Below are 18,158 nucleotides of genomic sequence, written 5' to 3' on the forward strand. Positions count from 1 at the left end.
TCCGCTCGACTTGCATGTATTAGGCATGCCGCCAGCGTTCGTCCTGAGCCAGGATCAAACTCTCCAATAAAGTATTGAAAAGAGCGATTAGCTCAATTTGAATCTGACGAGATTAAAATCTCATTTGTGCTTCGAAATCATACCGTCCGAAGACGAATACTGATTTCTCAGCGTCGATCTTGCAAGCAAGATCGTTACTCACTCGTTGTTCAGTTTTCAAAGATCAAACTTGTTTCTGTACTTCTTTTCCGTGTCAGCCGTTCGTTTCAGCGGCGACTTAAATAATATATCATACTGGCGAAACCAATGCAATAGTTTTTCCAAAAAAACATTTAATAGATTCTAAGTCCTTGACGCCCCTACTAAAACAATAGTGGATTTGAGGCACAATTCCATTTCCATACTGTCGTAAAATTGCCCTGTTCTAAATACAAACCTCCAAAAGACCAGCTCTTCACAGAGTTAATCTTTTGGAGTTAAATAGCATTTACTTTACAAAGTTATTGCTGGATCCAGGGATTCCTACGCTTTTTATCAGAACTTCGGTTAGTGGATGTTCCCTTGCGTTCTTTTGGAGTTCTCCCGGATACGGTTACTTTGGATTTGCTTTTCGCTCCAGGTCTGGCTGTTCTGCGTTTCGCAGTTCCTGTTTTGGCTGCTTGTTTAGGTTTCGTTTCTAGATGTGAGTCAGCCTCACTCTCTAAAGCGGACTGGCTCAAATTTGCCTCGTCACGTCTTCCTTTCTTGCCCTCCCCTTTACCTTCGGATGGATAAAGTTCACCAAATGCCCCAAGCGGTGACGGCGGTACTGTATTTTGAGTAGGGTATGGGTTCTGGTAAGCATATTCCACCGGGTGATTCGGCATCATGGAAGTGGTCATTTCAGGTTGAACGCCGTATGGGTTATATGTGCCCCACGCCGGTTCCTGGTAGTTGTGTGATGGATAAGTATAATGATGAGCAGGCATATGATGGTTGCCACATCCGCATGGTGGGTATGGGAGCATAGAGTAAGGAGAAATAACAGGCGGTTGGTGGTTCATATGTCCATGGGCTGCAAACGGAGGATAAGGACTGTTCACTTGACTTGCTGGCGCGATCGGATATGAGTTGTTCTGCATTTCTGCAGATATGTTTGGCATAAGGTTGTTATGATTATACTCATTCCCATTCCATGGAGCGTTAGGTGGAGTTCCTATAGAGTAAGGGCTCACCTCCGTTATACCAGGGAAGGCAGCATGGTTATTTACACCAGCCGTATACATGTCTTGTGGAGTAATGTATACCTCTTGCGCAGGCACAGGGACTTGCACATAGGGATGCTCTGCTGGAGCATGAAGCATTTTACTGCCACAGCCACACGGTGCTTTGGCCTCAGGCGCTACTTCCGAAGGAAACTGCATGTTATTGGGCATTACGGGTAAAGGCATAACCTCAGGAGAAATTTTAGGCATGGTATACGTCGGTGACTCAGATATCGGTTTTAATTGAACCTCAGATTTAGTTTGTTCTTTTTTCTGAACTTGCTTCTCCGGTTCCATCTCAGGCATTTCAGGCAATTGCGGTAGAGCTTCCACCTCAGGCTTCACATTAGGGACGACCGGATTTGCGGGAACAGGAGCGGGAACCGAATTAGAAACTTCAGGTACCGGTGCAGGGACTGGCTCTACGGGTACAGCTGGAGCCGTTTCTTCTTTAACTCCCGTGTATTCCTTTCCTTCAGGCGACAACTTCTCATGAGCAACATTAGATGATGCACCATTCTCTGAACCCGTATTTCCCGGTGTAGCCATCGATGGAATGTACACAGTCTCCCCTACAAGAAGAGCATTGGGATTTTTCAATTGAGGGTTCGCATTGATCATGTCCTTCAACGGAACTCCCCAAGCCTGTGACAATTTCCATAACGTATCTCCTTGCTGGACTTTATGACCGTGCAACATGCCCTCAGGCTTTGGTGTTACAGGCTCCGCAGGAATTTTGACCTTCATACCGATTTCCAACTTGTCGGGATCTGCAATTTGCGGATTAGCTGCAATAATTTTGTCCAACGCTACATTATATTTTTGGGACAGCAGATATAATGTGTCGCCTTTTTTCACCATGTGTATTTTCACTTGGAACTAACCTCCTAGACGTGATACTTGGGCAGTACATTCGCCCATACCGTTACTACATCCTATGCAGAAATTAGGCTAATGACATCAACTAAGCAAAAAAAATCCTCCCAGCCCCAAAAACCGCATACTCCGAGTATGCTGAATTTCTTGAGACAAGAAGGACTTCTCGCTACGCTATTCAGTTCGTTCAGTTTAATCTTCCCATACTTTGTAACCGTCTTTGTCGACAATCTGACGGAACGCTTCAAGCAGTCGGAGCGTTACAGGTCCTGCTACACCCGTTCCGATTGTTCTGCCATCTACCTCGTATGCAGCAATTACTTCCGCAGCGGTTCCAGTGAAGAAGACTTCGTCGGCAATGTATACATCATGCAGGGTAAATGGTACTTCTTTTAATTCAAGATCCAGCTCACCACACAGATCGATAATCGCCTGACGAGTAATCCCTTCCAGTGCACCCAGATAACAAGGAGGCGTATAGACTACACCATTTTTAATAATAAAGATGTTATCACTTGAACCCTCTGTAACATAACCTTGTGAATTCAGCATAATTGCTTCACCCACACCTGCATAGTTGGACTGGATTTTAACAAGTATGTTATTCAGGTAATTTAGCGATTTAATTTTGGGATTCAATGCGTCCGGGATGTTGCGTCGTTGGGACACAGATACGGCTTTCAATCCAGTAAGATACGCTTCTTCCGGGTAAATTGCGAGTTGCTCGACAATGATAATAACAGATGCTTTAGGGCAACGCAGCGGATCAAGACCCAGATTACCAGGACCACGAGAAACGATTAGGCGAATATAACCGTTACGCATATCATTGCGACGTACCGTTTCTGCCATCACTTCCAGCATCTCATCATAAGACAGCGGAATGTTCAGACTGATGGATTTAGCCGAATCATACAAACGATCCAAATGCGCTTTGCATCTAAAAATGTTGCCGTTGTAAATCCGAATACCCTCGAAAATACCATCTCCATACAAAAATCCATGATCATATACGGAGACGGTAGCGTTCTCTTTGGTTACATATTGACCATCCAAATAAATCCATTGTTCTGACACGTATGACTGCACCTCCATAATATTTCATTCCTCGTTTTCGAAAACTACGTTTAACCCGTTGTTTTGCAACCAATGACAAGCCATTGTCTGCCCATTTTACCCAGTCTTATGACAACCTTCAACAGACCACGCAACTAATTTAGGTCGTTTTCAGCGAAGGATATGAATAACAGGGATAACTACCCAGAACACGTACCTGACAATTCAAAGCTTCAATCTCGGCCATGGCCGCGGTAAGCAATACAGAATCGGCACTTTCCTCAACATCAATATAGAAATAATAGCTCCCCAACCGCTTCTTTGTTGGACGCGATTCCAGTCGTGTCAGGTTTAGCTTCCGCCAGGCAAACGCCGACAAAACCTGATGTAACGCACCCGGCGCATCTTCAGGCAGGGTAACAAGCAAGCTGGTTTTTACATGGTCGGGCTCCCGTGGTATTTGTACGGGTTCATTACCTATCAAAACAAAACGAGTATAGTTGTTGTCATGGTCGGTTACCCGTTCAGCCATGATGTCCAAACCATGCTTCTGTGCAGCAAGCCTTGTGCCAATAGCAACCCAGCCTTTGCAGGGATTTCTTTTCACAATTTCTACAGCTTCCGCTGTACTGTTAACACCTTCAAGGTCCGCTCCAGGTGAATGCAGGCGAATAAAATTCTGGCACTGCGGGATAGCCACGGGATGGGACATGATCTTCGTGATTTTCCCAAAATCATATTCGCCGCTCTCTGTTTTAAACTCGGAGCCATGCCCAATGACATTTTGTATAGATGGATACACCCATTCTGCTTGCATCGGTATATCCACTTCATTAACGAGCCAGTCCATATGCAGACTAACCGAACCTTCAATTGTATTCTCAATGGGAATGACACTGTATTGTGACTTCCCACTATCCGTTGCACGGAAGACATCAGAAATCAGCTTGGAATGAATCAATTCCAAAGGCTCCCCATTAAACAGAAAATCTACTGCTTCATGGGAAACTGAACCTTCAGGTAATACTGCAATTCTTTTCATGCGTTAACTTCCCCTTTAATTCTGTCCAAAAAAGGACTTTCATCTTGATCAGACAGCACGGTAACACCGTCCAAGTCCGGATCCAGCCATAATGCCGAAGCAGTAATACCTTCACGACTCATGGTATCTATCAAGTATTGCTTCAGTTCTTCCTTGCGGGTGTCATGACGATCTACCAACGTCAAAACGGTTGGACCAGCTCCGCTCAAAGCAGCGCCTAGAGCCCCATGACTGACTGCATGTTCCAGAATCTCAGCCATCCCTGGTACCAATGATGCTCTGTATGGCTGATGAATACGATCAGACATCGCCTTTTGGATCATATCCAATCGCCCACTTGCCAAAGCTGCAACGAGTAAGGATGATCTGCTTATATTGTGAATGACATCAGACTTGTCGAACTGCTGCGGGATCACATTCCTTGCTTTTGAAGTGGACAACTCGAAGTCTGGTACGATAACTAACGTCTGCAAATCCTGATGCGGCTCTATACGAATATGATCTACACGACTGCCATCCCACGCCGCAGCAATGATACCTCCATATAATGAAGCCCCCACATTATCCGGATGTTTCTCCAGTGACGTAGCCATGTCCAGAAGCTTGGCATCCGATAACGGAGTACCAACTAATGCATTAGCAGCAGCCAATGCAGCTACGATAGCCGATGCACTGCTTCCCAGTCCACGTGTGAGAGGAATATCGGAGTACATGGAAATATCCAACTCAGGCACGGAAATCCCGGCTTCGTTGAACACCATCTGTGCAACTTCGTATATCAAATTGGATTTATCTGTAGGCAGACCTGTCAGATGGTCCCCATATAAATGGAATGTCGTTTGCTCAGCCGGTTTTATCTCAAGCCAGGCATAGAGAGACAAAGCCATGCCCAGGGTATCAAACCCTGGACCGAGATTGGCTGTACTTGCCGGTACCTTAACTGTTATCCTTTGCTGCAAACTCATACGGATTGCTGCTCCAGCTGTGCAATGGCCGCCATAACCGCTTCTTCCGAGTCTTCAACAACAAGCGGTTCAGTTGCTACCGTTTTGATGGCAATATTAGGATCTTTCAGACCATGACCTGTCAGTACACAAACCACAGTCTCTCCGCCTTTAAAGTACCCTTCACGCTTCAGTTTGTATACACCAGCAACGGAAGCAGCCGAAGCAGGTTCAGCGAAAATCCCTTCACGTGCAGCAATCGTACGGTAGGCAGTCAGAATCTCTTCATCAGTAACATAATTAATCTGTCCGCCAGACTCTTCAGCTGCAGCTACAGCGGTTTTCCAACTAGCCGGATTACCAATTCGAATGGCAGTTGCCACTGTTTCTGGCTCCAGAATCGGTTCACCTTTGACAATCGCCATGGCGCCTTCCGCTTCAAAACCGACCATACGCGGCAGGGAGTTCGATTTGCCTGCTTCTTTATACTCCTTGAACCCTTTCCAATAGGCCGAGATATTTCCTGCGTTACCCACCGGAATGGCGAGTACATCAGGTGCCTCCCCAAGCTGCTCAATCACTTCAAATGCAGCTGTTTTCTGTCCCTCAATCCGGAACGGATTCACGGAGTTCACGAGCGTAATTGGATGTTTGGCTGTAATCTCACGCACTATTTCCAATGCACGGTCAAAGTTGCCATTAATCGCAATCACCTTGGCTCCGTAGATCATGGCTTGAGCCAGCTTACCTAAGGCAATATTGTTATTTGGGATCAATACGATACAATTCAGTCCCGCACGAGCCGCATAGGCAGCTGCAGCTGCTGAAGTATTACCTGTCGATGCACACATGATCGTGCGGCTGCCTTCTTCCATCGCTTTGGCAACAGCCATAACCATGCCGCGGTCTTTGAAAGACCCTGTCGGGTTCAGACCTTCATATTTGAAATATAAATTCAATCCGAGTTCCTCGGAAAGATTCTCCGCATGAACCAGAGGTGTATTTCCTTCGTGAAGCGTAAGCAGGGGCGTATTTTCATTAACCGGAAGGTGTTCTCGATAAGTTTGCAGTAATCCTTGATATCTCATTGGGGGTAAACTCCTTTGTCGTTAATAATCCGAATATTATAATTGCATGTACTATATGGTTAGACGTGTAACATAAACTTTAGCTTTGATTTGAAATTCAAACCGAAATTTAGGACGATTTATCCTTCAACCCGGTAAACACTCTTAATGCGACGAATGACGGAAAGAGATTCAAAATGTTTCAAAACTTTATCCATGCTGGCCTTGCTAGCGTTATGCGTAACAATGATAATCTCTGCATCCGGGTTATGCTCGTTTGGCTGTTGCACAACCGAAGCCAGGCTGACTTCATATTCAGCGAAGATTTGAGTGATTTGTGCAAGAACTCCTGCTTTATCATCCACATGCAGCAAAATGAAGTTTTTCGACATAATGTGCTCGTCACTTTGCAGGCGCTTCTGCTTATAAGGCACAATCGCTTTGAGACCATTCACGCCCAACTTCAGGTTTTTGATCACAGCCACAATGTCCGCAACTACAGAAGTTGCTGTCGGAAGTTCACCTGCACCCGCGCCGTAGAACATGGTCTCTCCTACAGCTTCACCGTGTACATACACCGCATTAAACACGCCATTGACGGAAGCTATCGGGTGATTCTGTCTTACCATCGTGGGCTGAACACTAATGGTGATCTCATCGTCCCGACGGTCTGCGATACCCAGCAGCTTCATCTCGTAGCCAAGTCTTTTGGCATACGTTATATCTTCACGGGTGACGGAGGAAATACCGCGGACGGTCACATCCTGCAGTTCCACGTTAGTTCGGAAGCCGAGAGTACCCAGTATCGCCATTTTCCGAGCTGCATCGAGTCCTTCGACATCCGAAGTAGGATCAGTCTCTGCATATCCAAGTGCTTGAGCCTCTGCCAAAACCTCTTCATACGAGGCGCCTTCCTGGCTCATTTTGGTCAAAATAAAGTTCGTTGTTCCGTTCACAATCCCCATGATGCGGGTAATCCGGTCGGATGAGAAACCTTCAATTAGGGTCCGTATAATCGGAATACCCCCAGCCACACTGGCTTCATAGAATACATCACATTGCTTCTCCTGTGCCTTGGCCAAAATCTCCGAACCATGCAGAGCCATCAGATCCTTGTTCGCGGTTACGATATGCTTGCCCCGCTCCAGTGCTTCAAGAATGTATTCCTTGGTCTGATCAATACCGCCCATAACCTCAACAATTACATCGATATCCGGGTGACGAATGACTTCCCAGGGATCTTCTGTGAGCTTTGCACGATCTACGGCGATGACACGCTCCTTCTCCGTATTCTTCACTGCAATTTTCTCGATGATAATCGGTGATCCAACCTGACTACTTAGATCCTCCTGATTTCCCTCTACGATACGAACGACCCCAGTACCCACTGTACCCAAACCCAACAATCCCACTTTCACCGGTTTCACTAACTAATCAACCCCCTAAGTCTTTTTTCGCCTGCCACCCCTATACATTAAATCAGAACTACAACCTATGTTTAAACGTTTTGGGTAACGTCCAATTAACCTTGGCCTACAATGCGCGTGCGCCGAACTCCGGGCATATCCTGCATCCGATCCAGCATTTCCCCGATTTCCCCATGGAGATGTGATGTCTCTACGGAAATGACAACGTTAGCTCTTCCCTGGAGCGGGATACTTTGATTAATGGTAAGCACGTTCGCTCCATAACCAGCTACATGTCCGAGCACACGAGACAAAATTCCCGACTGATGCTCCAGGTCAATGGAAATCGTTACAATTCTCTCCCTCTCAAGCTGATTAATTAAATGGATCCCATCCTTGTACTTATAAAAAGCACTTCGGCTTAGTCCAACCTGCTCAACTGCTTCATGCACTGTTTTGACATCCCCGGAAGCCAGCAGTTCTTTTACCTGCATGGTCTTCACCACTGCCTCTGGCAAAATGTCTTCCCGTACTAAGTAATAGCGTTCATTCACAGAACGTCCTCTCCTCAAAGACTCATGTATTCATATAGTGGACATTATATAGGATCTATCTCAAAAGGGCAATACCTCACATGTCTATTTTTAGAAAACTGTTCCTCACAGTATACAAGTTTCAACCTGGAGCATGTAAGAGTAAATAAAAAAAACGCAGAGAAGTGGGTCATCTCCCACGACTCTGCGTATTGCTTTAATGCTTTTTATTGTACAAGGTTCACTGCTATCTTAGTAGTAGCTGCTACCTTCCACAAATTCAAACTCAAAATCACCAATGCGCACAATGGTTCCTTCTTCAGCTCCGCGTTTACGCAGTTCCGCATCCACACCCATATGTCGCAATGTACGCGCAAGTTTGAGAATGGCTTCATGGGAATTCAACTGCATCCGTTTCATCATACGTTCAATCTTGGCACTCTCAACAACGAAGATTTCATTCTCCCGTACAATACGGAAGCCATCGTCCTCTTTTTTGTCCAAGCTGTATACTTTGCGTTCGGATAAGTCTGCAACTTCTTCCACCACAGGCTCGTCCGGGATTTGATCCAGCAGATCAGCTGCACGGTACAGGAGCTCTTGAATCCCTTTTCGTGTCAGTGACGAGATAGGCATCACTTCAATATCCGGTTGAACCTCCCGAGCCTTCTGTAAGAATTCCTCAAGATTGGCTTCGGAATCGGGCATGTCCATTTTATTGGCTGCTACAACCTGTGGTCTTTCGGCGAGGACAGGATTGTACAATTTCAGTTCCTCGTTGATTTTCTGCCAGTCTTCGAACGGATCGCGTCCTTCGGAACCCGACATGTCAACAACATGAATGATAATGCGTGTCCGTTCTACGTGACGCAAGAACTCATGTCCAAGTCCAATCCCTTCGTGGGCACCTTCAATCAGGCCTGGCAAGTCGGCCATAACAAAGCTGCGACCTTCACCTACACCAACAACACCCAGGTTAGGTGTAATGGTTGTGAAATGATATGCTCCAATCTTCGGCTTGGCTGCCGAAACAACAGACAACAGCGTGGATTTCCCAACACTCGGGAAACCAACCAAACCAACATCTGCCATGACCTTAAGCTCAAGTACGATGTAACGTTCTTCGCCCTCTTCACCATTTTCGGCCAGTTCTGGCGCTGGATTGTTAGGCGTGGCAAAACGAATGTTTCCCCGTCCGCCTCGTCCGCCACGAGCAACAACAACCTGTTGACCATGACGTGTCAAATCAGCCAGCACTTCTCCACTGTCTTCATCCAAAATCACAGTCCCTGGTGGAATACGTACAATCATGTTCTCAGCGTTCGCGCCATGCTGACTTTTATTACGTCCCTTCTCACCACGAGGAGCCTTGAAGTGGCGCTGGTAACGGAAATCCATCAACGTACGCAGACCTTCATCCACACGGAAAATGATGTCAGCTCCTCTGCCTCCATCACCCCCGGCAGGTCCGCCGTTCGGTACATACTTCTCACGACGAAACGAAATAATTCCGTCCCCTCCGTCTCCGGCTTTCACATAAATCTTCGCTTTATCTACAAACATTGGTTAACCCCTTCTTCCTATATTCCGCAAGGCATTCTGAATTGTATAAACGTATCCTCAGACGGAAGCTGCTCCGTTCTGACTTTTTTTCCTTTGAGTACGGCATTGAGCTGCCGCAATGTTTCCGGATCGGGTGTTTGATCCCCATCCAGCCGGACAACCACATCTCCGTGATCCTGTCCGAAGTTCAAGGTCAGTTTGCGAACCTCTCCCCAAGACGACCGGCCGCCGCCATATTGATAGGCTCGAATCGCATCGGCAATCGCCCCCGTAAGCGACTCGCCATCCTCGGGAGAGACCAGAGCACTAAGCTGCAACTCTTCCTCTACGACCACATGCAATTCCAGAGCGACTCCACTGGTCCGGAAAGATTGAAGATAAAATACGAGTGAAGGAATACCCAATCTGGAGATTCGGCTTTCTTCGTTAACCCGCTCTACTATTCTTTCCACACATTGCACTGATTTATCAAGTTTGCCCAGTCTAAGATATCCATACAATACCTGAAGATCGTTCATCCAATCATGCCTATGATGATTTAATGATGCAATTGCTGTCTTTTCCATAGATTGTATGATGGTTCTGCGTTCCGCCTCTGCCTGTCTCTTCATCACATTCACAGAAACAAAAAGCACCGCGACGGACCACAATGCGTATACAGCAATTGAAATAATCACTGGATACAGCATAACGAAAACCAAAGGAATCAGAAGTGAACATGCCGCAATCCAGGGCACTCTTTTCCAAGATTTCATGGCTTCTCCCCGTTCTACAAAACTCGGTTGGTTTAAACCCCACCGTAACCAAGTATAACATGTCTTTTCTGCCAGTTCATTATCGAATAGCCTTTAAATACAAAAAGCCTCCGGCAAAAATGCCGAAGGCTCCTTAGGCGGAATGCCGATATTATGCTTCTACTGCTGCTGCTACTGGAGCAACATTCACAGGGTAGATGCTTACTTTTTTACGATCGCGTCCCCAACGTTCGAATTTCACAACGCCGTCAACTTTCGCAAACAAAGTGTCATCTTTACCGATACCCACGTTAGTACCTGGGTGAATTTTCGTTCCGCGTTGGCGAACGAGAATGCTACCACCAGTTACTGTTTGACCGTCAGCACGTTTAACGCCAAGGCGTTGTGCGTTACTGTCACGACCGTTCTTTGTGGAACCCACACCTTTTTTCGATGCGAATAACTGAAGATTTAATTTCAACATGATTGGTTGTCCTCCTTCTTTAATTATTTGACTTGCTCTATCTGAATATACTTTCCGTATGACTCTGCAATATCAGTGAGCATAACCACCATGGATTCGAGTAGCAATTGTACCTGGGACCAGGTTTCATCTCTCGCAAGCACTGGCAAAGAAGCACTTAAAAAGCCATTCTTCATCTTGGCATCCATTTCGACACCAGTCAATGCTTCGATCGAGTTCACTGTACCCACTGTAACAGCGGATACCCCGGCACATACGATGTCTTCTCCCCGCTTGGCAAAATTAGCATGCCCTTTGATGGAAAAGCGATCAATGCTCCCGTCATCATTACGAAAGATTTCAACGATAATCACTTATCGCACCCTCTTACGCTTTGATTGCTTCGATAGTTACTTTAGTGTACGGTTGACGGTGACCTTGCTTCACATGGTAGTTCTTTTTCGGTTTGTATTTGTATACAACAACCTTTTGTCCTTTGCCATGTTTCTCCACTTTAGCCGTTACAGTTGCTCCGGAAACCAATGGTGTACCTGCTGTCAAACCTTGATCGTTAGATACAGCCAGGACACGGTCGAACGTTACGCTTTCGCCATCGTTCGCAGTCAATTTCTCGATGAACAGAACATCGCCCTCTTGGACTTTGTACTGTTTGCCGCCTGTTTCAATAATTGCGTACATTTGCCTTGCACCTCCTCATGTCTCAGACTCGCCCGTTCTCAGGTGACAGTGTCCTTGCGTAACTGTTCTTATACCCGGCCAGTGCGGTTACAGCATGTGCAAGACCAATAGGCTAGACACATACCTGATGATTATACCACCACCCACACTAAAAATCAATGCAAAGGTGAAATATATCTTTTGCCTGTCCCATGACAGGAAGAACACGGCTCCACATAAGGCAGCGTGCTCTCTTCCCGCACCTTCTTGCGGGTAAGTTCGAGCAGCCCCAGCTTGGTCCAGCCCATTACAAAAGCTTTGGTACGATCCTTCTTAAGCTCATTTTCGAGCGATGCCGCAACCTCCTGCCGATTCATCGCTTCCTCCATATCAATGAAGTCCACAATAATCATTCCACCGATATCCCGAAGCCGCATTAAACGAGCAATCTCAACGGCAGCCTGCATATTCGTCTCCGTTACAGTCTCTTCCAGACTGTCACCGCCTGCTCCAGTGTACTTGCCTGTATTGACATCAACTACGGTGAGTGCCTCCGTATGGTCAATAACGATATAGCCGCCTCCTGGCAGCCACACTTTGCGGGCAAAGTCCTTGTTCAATTGCTCCTGTACACCGTAAGCGGCAAAAATGGATTCCGCTCCCCGGTACACCTGAACTTTAGGCTGATGGCCAGGACATATCTCCTCCAGTAAAGCAGTCACTTCACGAGCTTGTACTTCATCATCAGTAATCACTTCATCGCTACCAGGAGTGTACACATCCCTAATAATTCGCTGAACCATATTTTGATCCCGATGCAGCAGGCTTGGTGAAGGCAAACTTTCCGATTTCTCGCGAATCAGGTGCCACTGCTCACGTAATGTTTCCAAGTCAGCCTCTATGGCTTCCCGCTGCTCCTCTGCGGATACGGTTCGTATGATAAGCCCTTCTTCGCCCCGTCTTAATTGTTCACCCAGTCCTTTGAGCCGGGAACGATCTCCCTCACGGGCAATTTTCTTGGAGACAGCTACATAGTCGGCAAGTGGCATGTAGACAAGCCAGCGGCCCGGCAGTGAATAATGAGTCGTCACCCGGGCCCCTTTGCTTCCAACAGGTTCCTTCAGAACCTGGACAATTACATCCTGACCCGGACGAAGCAACTCCGAGATCGTTGGCTTCACTTTGGGCTGTTTCTCCAGATTGGGATGTAATACATCATCTACATACAGAAAAGCATTCTTTTTCTGACCGATATCCACAAAAGCAGCCTGCATACCTGGCAACACGTTCACTACTCTTCCCTTGAAAAAGGAATTCAGCAGTCCACGCTCCCGTGTACGCTCTGCTGTGAATTCTACAGCTTTGCCTTCTTCCAGAAGTGCCATTTGCACGAGGTTATGTTCATTATGTAAAATCATTTGTTTCATGGCTTCACTTCTAGAAGACAATTCAATTCATCCACATCCATTCTGTTTCATTGCACTACTCGTTGTACATGTATTAACCCAATTCCGGACAGGTTCACCACGATACTACAACTTCTCGGTGTTTTGTTTGAAATAGGAACCAATGATGCGTTGCTCAGGCAAAACGGCCAAGATTCTCCCCTGTCTGTTCATTACATATATCATATGATATCTTTCTCTCTTTAATAGACGCAAAATAGGTTCCAAAGGTTTCGCCGGAAATGAGATTATCGGCTGTGCCAAGCTGCCTGTAGCTGCATATTGGGCGAACGTACCTTCACGATTCATCAGAAACCGAATAAAGCGATATGGAATATTTCGGTAATCGGTCACATTGGAATAAAACAGGAACAGTCCGATCAGCAGAATATTTAGGGGCAGCCCGTACCCGCCAGCAAACCAGCGACTAATGGCAAACACAATCACTCCAGCACTACAAACGATACTGATTCGGTAGGTCCACATCAATGTTGTATAGTAGGGAGCAAACAGGCTGACGAGTGCCTGTACAATTTTACCGCCATCCAGCGGCAGCACTGGCAACAGGTTAAATAGGGCAATCAGCAGATTCCCCTTTATAATATAATCCAAAAAAACCGGGTCCCCCACGCTACCGTATTTTAACAGCAACACGATTCCAACCATGAGCATATTCTGTAAAGGCCCTGCCAAGGCGATCATGATTTCCCGTCGCGCTGTAATATTCCCGCCATCCTCGATAATGGCAACTCCGCCAAAGGGCAGCATCTGTATCGACAGGACACGGCAGCCCAGAAGGGCTGCCGCTGCAGCATGTCCACATTCATGAATAAATACGATCGTGAACAAGGTGATCAGTTCAATAAAATGTCCGGTCATCAGGGATGCCATCATAATGATCACAAAAAAAGGATGGAACGAGATACGTACACCCCATATCCTAATCAAGGGCAACCACTTCCGCAGGGTCTACGTACTCCTCGCCCTCTTTTACAGCGAAATACAATGTGGCAGGTTGATCATTTCCGGTCTCTTTCAGACTTCCAACTGCATCTCCCGCTTCAACCCAATCATTCACCTGGACTTCACTTTCGTTCAAGCGTCCGTATATGGCTGTCACTTTGCCAGAGTGCTGAATCACAACCGTCGTTCCATTTTCCGGATCATCCAATACCTGAAGGACACGTCCAGCATCCGAGCTGACTACCTCGACAAGTCCAGTGCCACCCGATTCAGGAACAATCTCAATGCCTTTCATACTCAGTGCAAAAGGTTGAACAATGGTTCCAGAGATCGGTTTGCCCAGCAGGTGTCGAATACCCGACCCGTTCACAGGATCGGTGGTATGTCCTAGCACAGGCAGGAATGATGGCGTTCCGCCAAAATGCTTTTCGTACCAGGCTTCCGCAACTTCAAAATTCATATCCCGATGCAGCATATCGGCGATCACGGTTTTGGCAGGTGTCGTCCATGATGTGTTCAACTGGAACAATCCCCAAACGGCGCCAAAAACGAATACGCTAATCACAGTTCGTCCCACGAATGACTTTATTAGATTGAAACGAGGATGGCCGCCAGGACCATAATGACCGTTCTCTTTTTTCCATAGCCACTCCGGATCTCGTTCCTGTTCTGCCAGCGAAGCTCTTGCCGTTCGCAGATTTTCTTGTATATCCATAGACGAGAATGGATTCCGTTGCGTCGATTTACCAGCATTGAACACCGTACCTGATTCTCGCTGCTGCATGATCTCCTCATTAGCCCCATCCATCAGTCGTCGAATGCGTTCTTCTCTTCTCTGCTTAATTCTGAGTTTCGTATTCATGGAATATCCTCCCGCCGAGGCTTGTTTACTACATCCTATGAGGAGCTCGTTCATAATATGAACAAGCTTCGGCAGGAAGCAAAAATAACCCCACAACGTGGAGTCCTTCATCAAAATACGATCCCTTTGCTACACAGGCACATCTATTAAATGTTCATAATAATCAAAAAAGCCGGGCGTTAGGCCACGGCTGACATACATAAATCTGATGAGGGAAAGTTGGTTAACCCATCCCAAAAAACTTTTTGAAACGTGAGAAGGCACCCTTCTTCTGCTCCAACTGCATCAATGGAACCGTATCTCCCAAAATCCGACGGGCTATATTGCGATAGGCAATAGCCGCAAGTGAGTCTGGATTCATTACTGTCGGTTCTCCCGAGTTGGCCGCCTTGATGACAAGTTCATCATCGGGAACAATTCCAATCAGGTCAATATTAAGTACTTGTAAAATGCCATCAATATCGAGCATGTCGCCTGATTTGACCATATTGTTACGAATGCGGTTCACAACCAATTTTGGGGATTGAATGTGTGAACTCTCGAGCAATCCGATGACACGATCCGCATCACGGACAGCCGCATTCTCAGGTGTAGTGACCACAATCGCCTGATCCGCACCTGCAACCGCATTTTTGAATCCCTGTTCAATTCCGGCTGGACAATCAATAATGACGTATTCAAAATCTTTCTTCAATTCAAGGATAATGTCCTTCACCTGTTCTGGTGATACGGAGTTCTTGTCTCTCGTTTGCGCTGCAGGCAGCATATATAATTCTTCGAAACGTTTATCTTTGACCAAAGCCTGATTCAGACGGCAGCGTCCGTCTGCAACGTCACACAGATCATAAATGATCCGGTTTTCGAGTCCCATTACGACATCCAGATTACGAAGGCCGATATCGGTGTCTACCAGACAAACCTTTTTGCCGAGCAGCGCCAGCGCTGTCCCGATGTTTGCCGAGGTGGTTGTTTTACCCACGCCGCCTTTACCCGAAGTGATCACGATTGCCTCTCCCATGAGCTACACTCCTTTAAACACATTAAAATCTCGGCGCAACCGAACGATATTGCTCATCTTGTCGATCTGCATCTGATTATCCTGTAAATAAGCAAATTCCATTCCGGTCTCTCGGCTCTCCCACTCATCAGGAGGACGGCTAATAATATCCGCGATGCGCAGCTGAGTTGGAGCAAACACCGACGCCGCAATGATCGAGTCTTCGTCCCCACCAATTCCGGCATGAGCCATGCCTCTGAGTGAACCCAAAACATATATATCTCCGGTGCACGTTACCGTGCCCCCCGGATTGATATCTCCAAGAAACAAGAGATTCCCTTCATGATGAAGTACCTGACCAGAACGCACCATACCGCACATGGTCATAATCGGCGGAGGCCCTTTAACCTCTGGTTTAAGGGCCGGTGAGTCGATGGAACGAATGAGCAAATTCCCTTTTTGTTTTAGTATATCAAGAATTGCTTCTTTCTGGTCCTCCGTCACTTCCCGGCTGCCCATTTTGATATCCACATGAACAATCGGTCCGGTCAAAATATTTTGATGGCTGTGTTCCAGCTTATAGCGGAGCTCATAGAGCAATTCCTCGAATTCACATTGATCGTCCAACAGGAAAACCAGGCCGTCTCGGATGCCTTTAATCGTTACGTGATTCGATTTTACCGTCATAAGCCTGTCCCTCCCATCTCATTACATTTCGTGGCCGGGTCCCCAAGTTCCTGCTTCTTGCTCCAGAAATGTATTAAGAAGCTTCTTCTGCTTTGCTCTTTCTCTTGCCAATGCGTTCCAATTGTTTGCGAAGCGGGACATAGATGATCAGTGCAAACACAAAATGAATGAACAAATTGGGAATCATGTATTCAATCAGTGCCCAGTCAAATGTGACGTGGTTGAGTTGGAAGAGTTTGTACAGAAAGAATAACATGGTGTCATTGAGCAGACTTCCCAAAAGGACGACAGAAACCATAACCGGCAGTGGTGCACGTGGTGCTTGAAAAATAAGTCCCATCATGTAGGCAGACAAACCCATGGAGAATCCGTACGGTCCAATCATTTCCCCATAAAATACGACGTCGTGCAGGAGTCCAAATAATAGGCCAAGCACCAACGCCGTGTGCCGATGATGATATACAGCGATAAACAAAATCACGATGTAGACCAGATTGGCCGAAATGCGCATTTGCCAGGCGGAAGGAATAAGTAGCGGAAGAATCGTTCCTTCCGCAATGAACAACACGAACAGCAGCAGGAATAAGACTTGCTTGCGTGTCACCATTATTCTTTTACCTCAGGCGGGATAATGACAATCAGCTCTTTCCAATCCAGAAAGCTTGCATAAGGTTTAATTGTAGCTGTTTTTGTTAGACCATACTCGCTTTTCTCAACCTTCTCCACTTCTCCGATCCGCATATACTTCGGAAAGTTATTGATAATCCCGGAAGAGATAATTTCATCACCGTCTTTAATATTTGAATCTTCCGAAATTTTGGTCATTTTGAGCATGCCGGTCTTCGGATCATAACTCTCGATCATGCCAAATACTTTCTCTTTGCCCACCGCTGTAGCTGCAATCGCATTAGATGTAGGATCATTGGCGTCCATAGAAGTTAATAGATTAACCGTTGATGTATAGGAGCTGACATGACTGACAACCCCAACTAAGCCTTCCTGCGAAGTAACAGCCATCCCCGGCTTGATTCCTGCATTTTCACCAATGTCAATATTGATCGTTCTGCTGTTCGGGTCAGAGTTGGCACTGATGACCTGAGCAATTCGTGAACTGTAATTATACCGATTCTTTTGTTCTTCGGTAAAATTGAGGGCTTTCTGAAGCTGTTCATTCACCTGCTCCATATCATTGTATTTCAGCCGATCCCGGGTGTAGTGCCCCATAGCAATTCGAAGCTCTTCATTTTCTTGATATACCGTACGCATGTTCGCCAAATCTTTGAAAAAGCCCGCTACAGAAGAAGCGGGCTTGTAGAATACGTATTGTACAAATCCGACTGAATCCTTCAGGAATTTCTCCGGCCAGGATAGAGCGGTTCGCGGACCGAGCGTAAAGCCCATTAACGCGATAAATGTAACAAGCCCCACCAGCAAAACAAAAAGTCTTTTGTTACCCAGCAGTTTAAACAGTTCGACCACCCTCTAACATCCATTATTCTCTTCCGAGCCATGCCCGGCGGGGAGACTGTCAGACTTATAGTCCCTTCGAGAATATCAGCTGATTCTCCCCGGGTATGCGGGTAATAGCTCTCCCGGGA

Annotated in this window: 19 protein-coding genes, 1 rRNA gene and 1 other annotated feature; all 20 genes read right to left on the bottom strand. The window is 46.5% G+C overall.

Features of this window, described 5'->3' with window-relative positions; genetic code table 11:
* A 16S ribosomal RNA gene (locus ACFTRD_RS26475) occupies positions 1–70 on the bottom strand; the annotation flags it as partial.
* A 430-nt stretch (positions 71–500) separates the two neighbouring features.
* Complete coding sequence (locus ACFTRD_RS26480; RefSeq protein WP_379385277.1) at positions 501–2,117, bottom strand: LysM peptidoglycan-binding domain-containing protein; 1,617 nt, start codon at positions 2,115–2,117, stop codon at positions 501–503.
* Positions 2,118–2,312: 195 nt separating this feature from the next.
* Positions 2,313–3,197 (bottom strand): branched-chain-amino-acid transaminase, encoded by an 885-nt coding sequence (gene ilvE, locus ACFTRD_RS26485; RefSeq protein WP_192270251.1) that lies wholly within the window; start codon positions 3,195–3,197, stop codon positions 2,313–2,315.
* Between the two features lie 139 nt (positions 3,198–3,336).
* The gene (gene pheA / locus ACFTRD_RS26490; RefSeq protein WP_379385279.1) at positions 3,337–4,218 is read right to left on the bottom strand and encodes a prephenate dehydratase; all 882 of its coding nucleotides are present in this window, start codon (positions 4,216–4,218) and stop codon (positions 3,337–3,339) included.
* Entirely contained in the window at positions 4,215–5,183 is a 969-nt protein-coding gene (gene thrB, locus ACFTRD_RS26495) for a homoserine kinase (RefSeq protein ID WP_379385281.1), read from the bottom strand. Before thrB ends, pheA begins: the two co-directional genes overlap by 4 nt.
* Positions 5,180–6,250 (bottom strand): threonine synthase, encoded by a 1,071-nt coding sequence (gene thrC, locus ACFTRD_RS26500; RefSeq protein ID WP_379385283.1) that lies wholly within the window; start codon positions 6,248–6,250, stop codon positions 5,180–5,182. Before thrC ends, thrB begins: the two co-directional genes overlap by 4 nt.
* A gap of 119 nt (positions 6,251–6,369) precedes the next feature.
* Entirely contained in the window at positions 6,370–7,656 is a 1,287-nt protein-coding gene (locus ACFTRD_RS26505; protein WP_192270259.1) for a homoserine dehydrogenase, read from the bottom strand.
* A 95-nt stretch (positions 7,657–7,751) separates the two neighbouring features.
* Positions 7,752–8,189: an ACT domain-containing protein gene (locus ACFTRD_RS26510; RefSeq protein WP_024633956.1), complete on the bottom strand. Its 438-nt coding sequence runs from the start codon at positions 8,187–8,189 to the stop codon at positions 7,752–7,754.
* A gap of 231 nt (positions 8,190–8,420) precedes the next feature.
* A complete protein-coding gene (gene obgE / locus ACFTRD_RS26515) occupies positions 8,421–9,731 on the bottom strand; it encodes a GTPase ObgE (protein ID WP_379385286.1) in 1,311 nt (436 codons plus the stop codon).
* 17 nt (positions 9,732–9,748) lie between these two features.
* Complete coding sequence (locus ACFTRD_RS26520) at positions 9,749–10,486, bottom strand: Spo0B domain-containing protein (protein WP_063568125.1); 738 nt, start codon at positions 10,484–10,486, stop codon at positions 9,749–9,751.
* 151 nt (positions 10,487–10,637) lie between these two features.
* Positions 10,638–10,949, bottom strand: coding sequence for a 50S ribosomal protein L27 (gene rpmA, locus ACFTRD_RS26525; RefSeq protein ID WP_024633959.1), 312 nt, complete (start codon positions 10,947–10,949; stop codon positions 10,638–10,640).
* Positions 10,950–10,972: 23 nt separating this feature from the next.
* Positions 10,973–11,302, bottom strand: a complete 330-nt coding sequence (locus ACFTRD_RS26530) for a ribosomal-processing cysteine protease Prp (RefSeq protein ID WP_379385289.1) — start codon at positions 11,300–11,302, stop codon at positions 10,973–10,975.
* A gap of 13 nt (positions 11,303–11,315) precedes the next feature.
* Complete coding sequence (rplU, locus tag ACFTRD_RS26535; RefSeq protein WP_062328098.1) at positions 11,316–11,627, bottom strand: 50S ribosomal protein L21; 312 nt, start codon at positions 11,625–11,627, stop codon at positions 11,316–11,318.
* Between the two features lie 14 nt (positions 11,628–11,641).
* Positions 11,642–11,726 (bottom strand) — a sequence feature (ribosomal protein L21 leader region).
* Positions 11,727–11,782: 56 nt separating this feature from the next.
* Positions 11,783–13,033, bottom strand: coding sequence for an Rne/Rng family ribonuclease (locus tag ACFTRD_RS26540; protein ID WP_379385292.1), 1,251 nt, complete (start codon positions 13,031–13,033; stop codon positions 11,783–11,785).
* Between the two features lie 105 nt (positions 13,034–13,138).
* Positions 13,139–13,999, bottom strand: coding sequence for a M50 family metallopeptidase (locus ACFTRD_RS26545; protein ID WP_379385294.1), 861 nt, complete (start codon positions 13,997–13,999; stop codon positions 13,139–13,141).
* On the bottom strand, positions 13,992–14,876 hold the full coding sequence (locus ACFTRD_RS26550) for a peptidoglycan DD-metalloendopeptidase family protein (protein ID WP_379385296.1): 885 nt from the start codon (positions 14,874–14,876) through the stop codon (positions 13,992–13,994). The genes ACFTRD_RS26545 and ACFTRD_RS26550 overlap by 8 nt, the downstream gene beginning before the upstream one ends.
* Before the next feature lie 223 nt (positions 14,877–15,099).
* Positions 15,100–15,894, bottom strand: coding sequence for a septum site-determining protein MinD (gene minD, locus ACFTRD_RS26555; RefSeq protein ID WP_024633965.1), 795 nt, complete (start codon positions 15,892–15,894; stop codon positions 15,100–15,102).
* Between the two features lie 3 nt (positions 15,895–15,897).
* Positions 15,898–16,560, bottom strand: coding sequence for a septum site-determining protein MinC (gene minC, locus ACFTRD_RS26560; protein WP_192270271.1), 663 nt, complete (start codon positions 16,558–16,560; stop codon positions 15,898–15,900).
* Positions 16,561–16,633: 73 nt separating this feature from the next.
* Positions 16,634–17,167 carry a rod shape-determining protein MreD gene (gene mreD / locus ACFTRD_RS26565; RefSeq protein WP_192270273.1) on the bottom strand — a complete coding sequence of 178 codons (534 nt, stop codon included), beginning with the start codon at positions 17,165–17,167 and terminating at the stop codon, positions 16,634–16,636.
* Positions 17,167–18,039 carry a rod shape-determining protein MreC gene (mreC, locus tag ACFTRD_RS26570; RefSeq protein WP_192270275.1) on the bottom strand — a complete coding sequence of 291 codons (873 nt, stop codon included), beginning with the start codon at positions 18,037–18,039 and terminating at the stop codon, positions 17,167–17,169. The genes mreD and mreC overlap by 1 nt, the downstream gene beginning before the upstream one ends.
* Positions 18,040–18,158: the final 119 nt, after the last annotated feature.

The organism is Paenibacillus sp. NPDC056933 (assembly GCF_042674385.1).
Lineage (GTDB): Bacteria > Bacillota > Bacilli > Paenibacillales > Paenibacillaceae > Paenibacillus.

Excerpts from the sequence above, each read along its gene's own strand:
- pheA (WP_379385279.1), bottom strand. The coding sequence starts at position 4,218 with ATGAAAAGAATTGCAGTATTACCTGAAGGTTCAGTTTCCCATGAAGCA.
- thrB (WP_379385281.1), bottom strand. The coding sequence starts at position 5,183 with ATGAGTTTGCAGCAAAGGATAACAGTTAAGGTACCGGCAAGTACAGCC.
- thrC (WP_379385283.1), bottom strand. The coding sequence starts at position 6,250 with ATGAGATATCAAGGATTACTGCAAACTTATCGAGAACACCTTCCGGTT.
- obgE (WP_379385286.1), bottom strand. The coding sequence starts at position 9,731 with ATGTTTGTAGATAAAGCGAAGATTTATGTGAAAGCCGGAGACGGAGGG.
- ACFTRD_RS26520 (WP_063568125.1), bottom strand. The coding sequence starts at position 10,486 with ATGAAATCTTGGAAAAGAGTGCCCTGGATTGCGGCATGTTCACTTCTG.
- rpmA (WP_024633959.1), bottom strand. The coding sequence starts at position 10,949 with ATGTTGAAATTAAATCTTCAGTTATTCGCATCGAAAAAAGGTGTGGGT.
- rplU (WP_062328098.1), bottom strand. The coding sequence starts at position 11,627 with ATGTACGCAATTATTGAAACAGGCGGCAAACAGTACAAAGTCCAAGAG.
- ACFTRD_RS26540 (WP_379385292.1), bottom strand. The coding sequence starts at position 13,033 with ATGAAACAAATGATTTTACATAATGAACATAACCTCGTGCAAATGGCA.
- ACFTRD_RS26550 (WP_379385296.1), bottom strand. The coding sequence starts at position 14,876 with ATGAATACGAAACTCAGAATTAAGCAGAGAAGAGAAGAACGCATTCGA.
- minD (WP_024633965.1), bottom strand. The coding sequence starts at position 15,894 with ATGGGAGAGGCAATCGTGATCACTTCGGGTAAAGGCGGCGTGGGTAAA.
- minC (WP_192270271.1), bottom strand. The coding sequence starts at position 16,560 with ATGACGGTAAAATCGAATCACGTAACGATTAAAGGCATCCGAGACGGC.
- mreD (WP_192270273.1), bottom strand. The coding sequence starts at position 17,167 with ATGGTGACACGCAAGCAAGTCTTATTCCTGCTGCTGTTCGTGTTGTTC.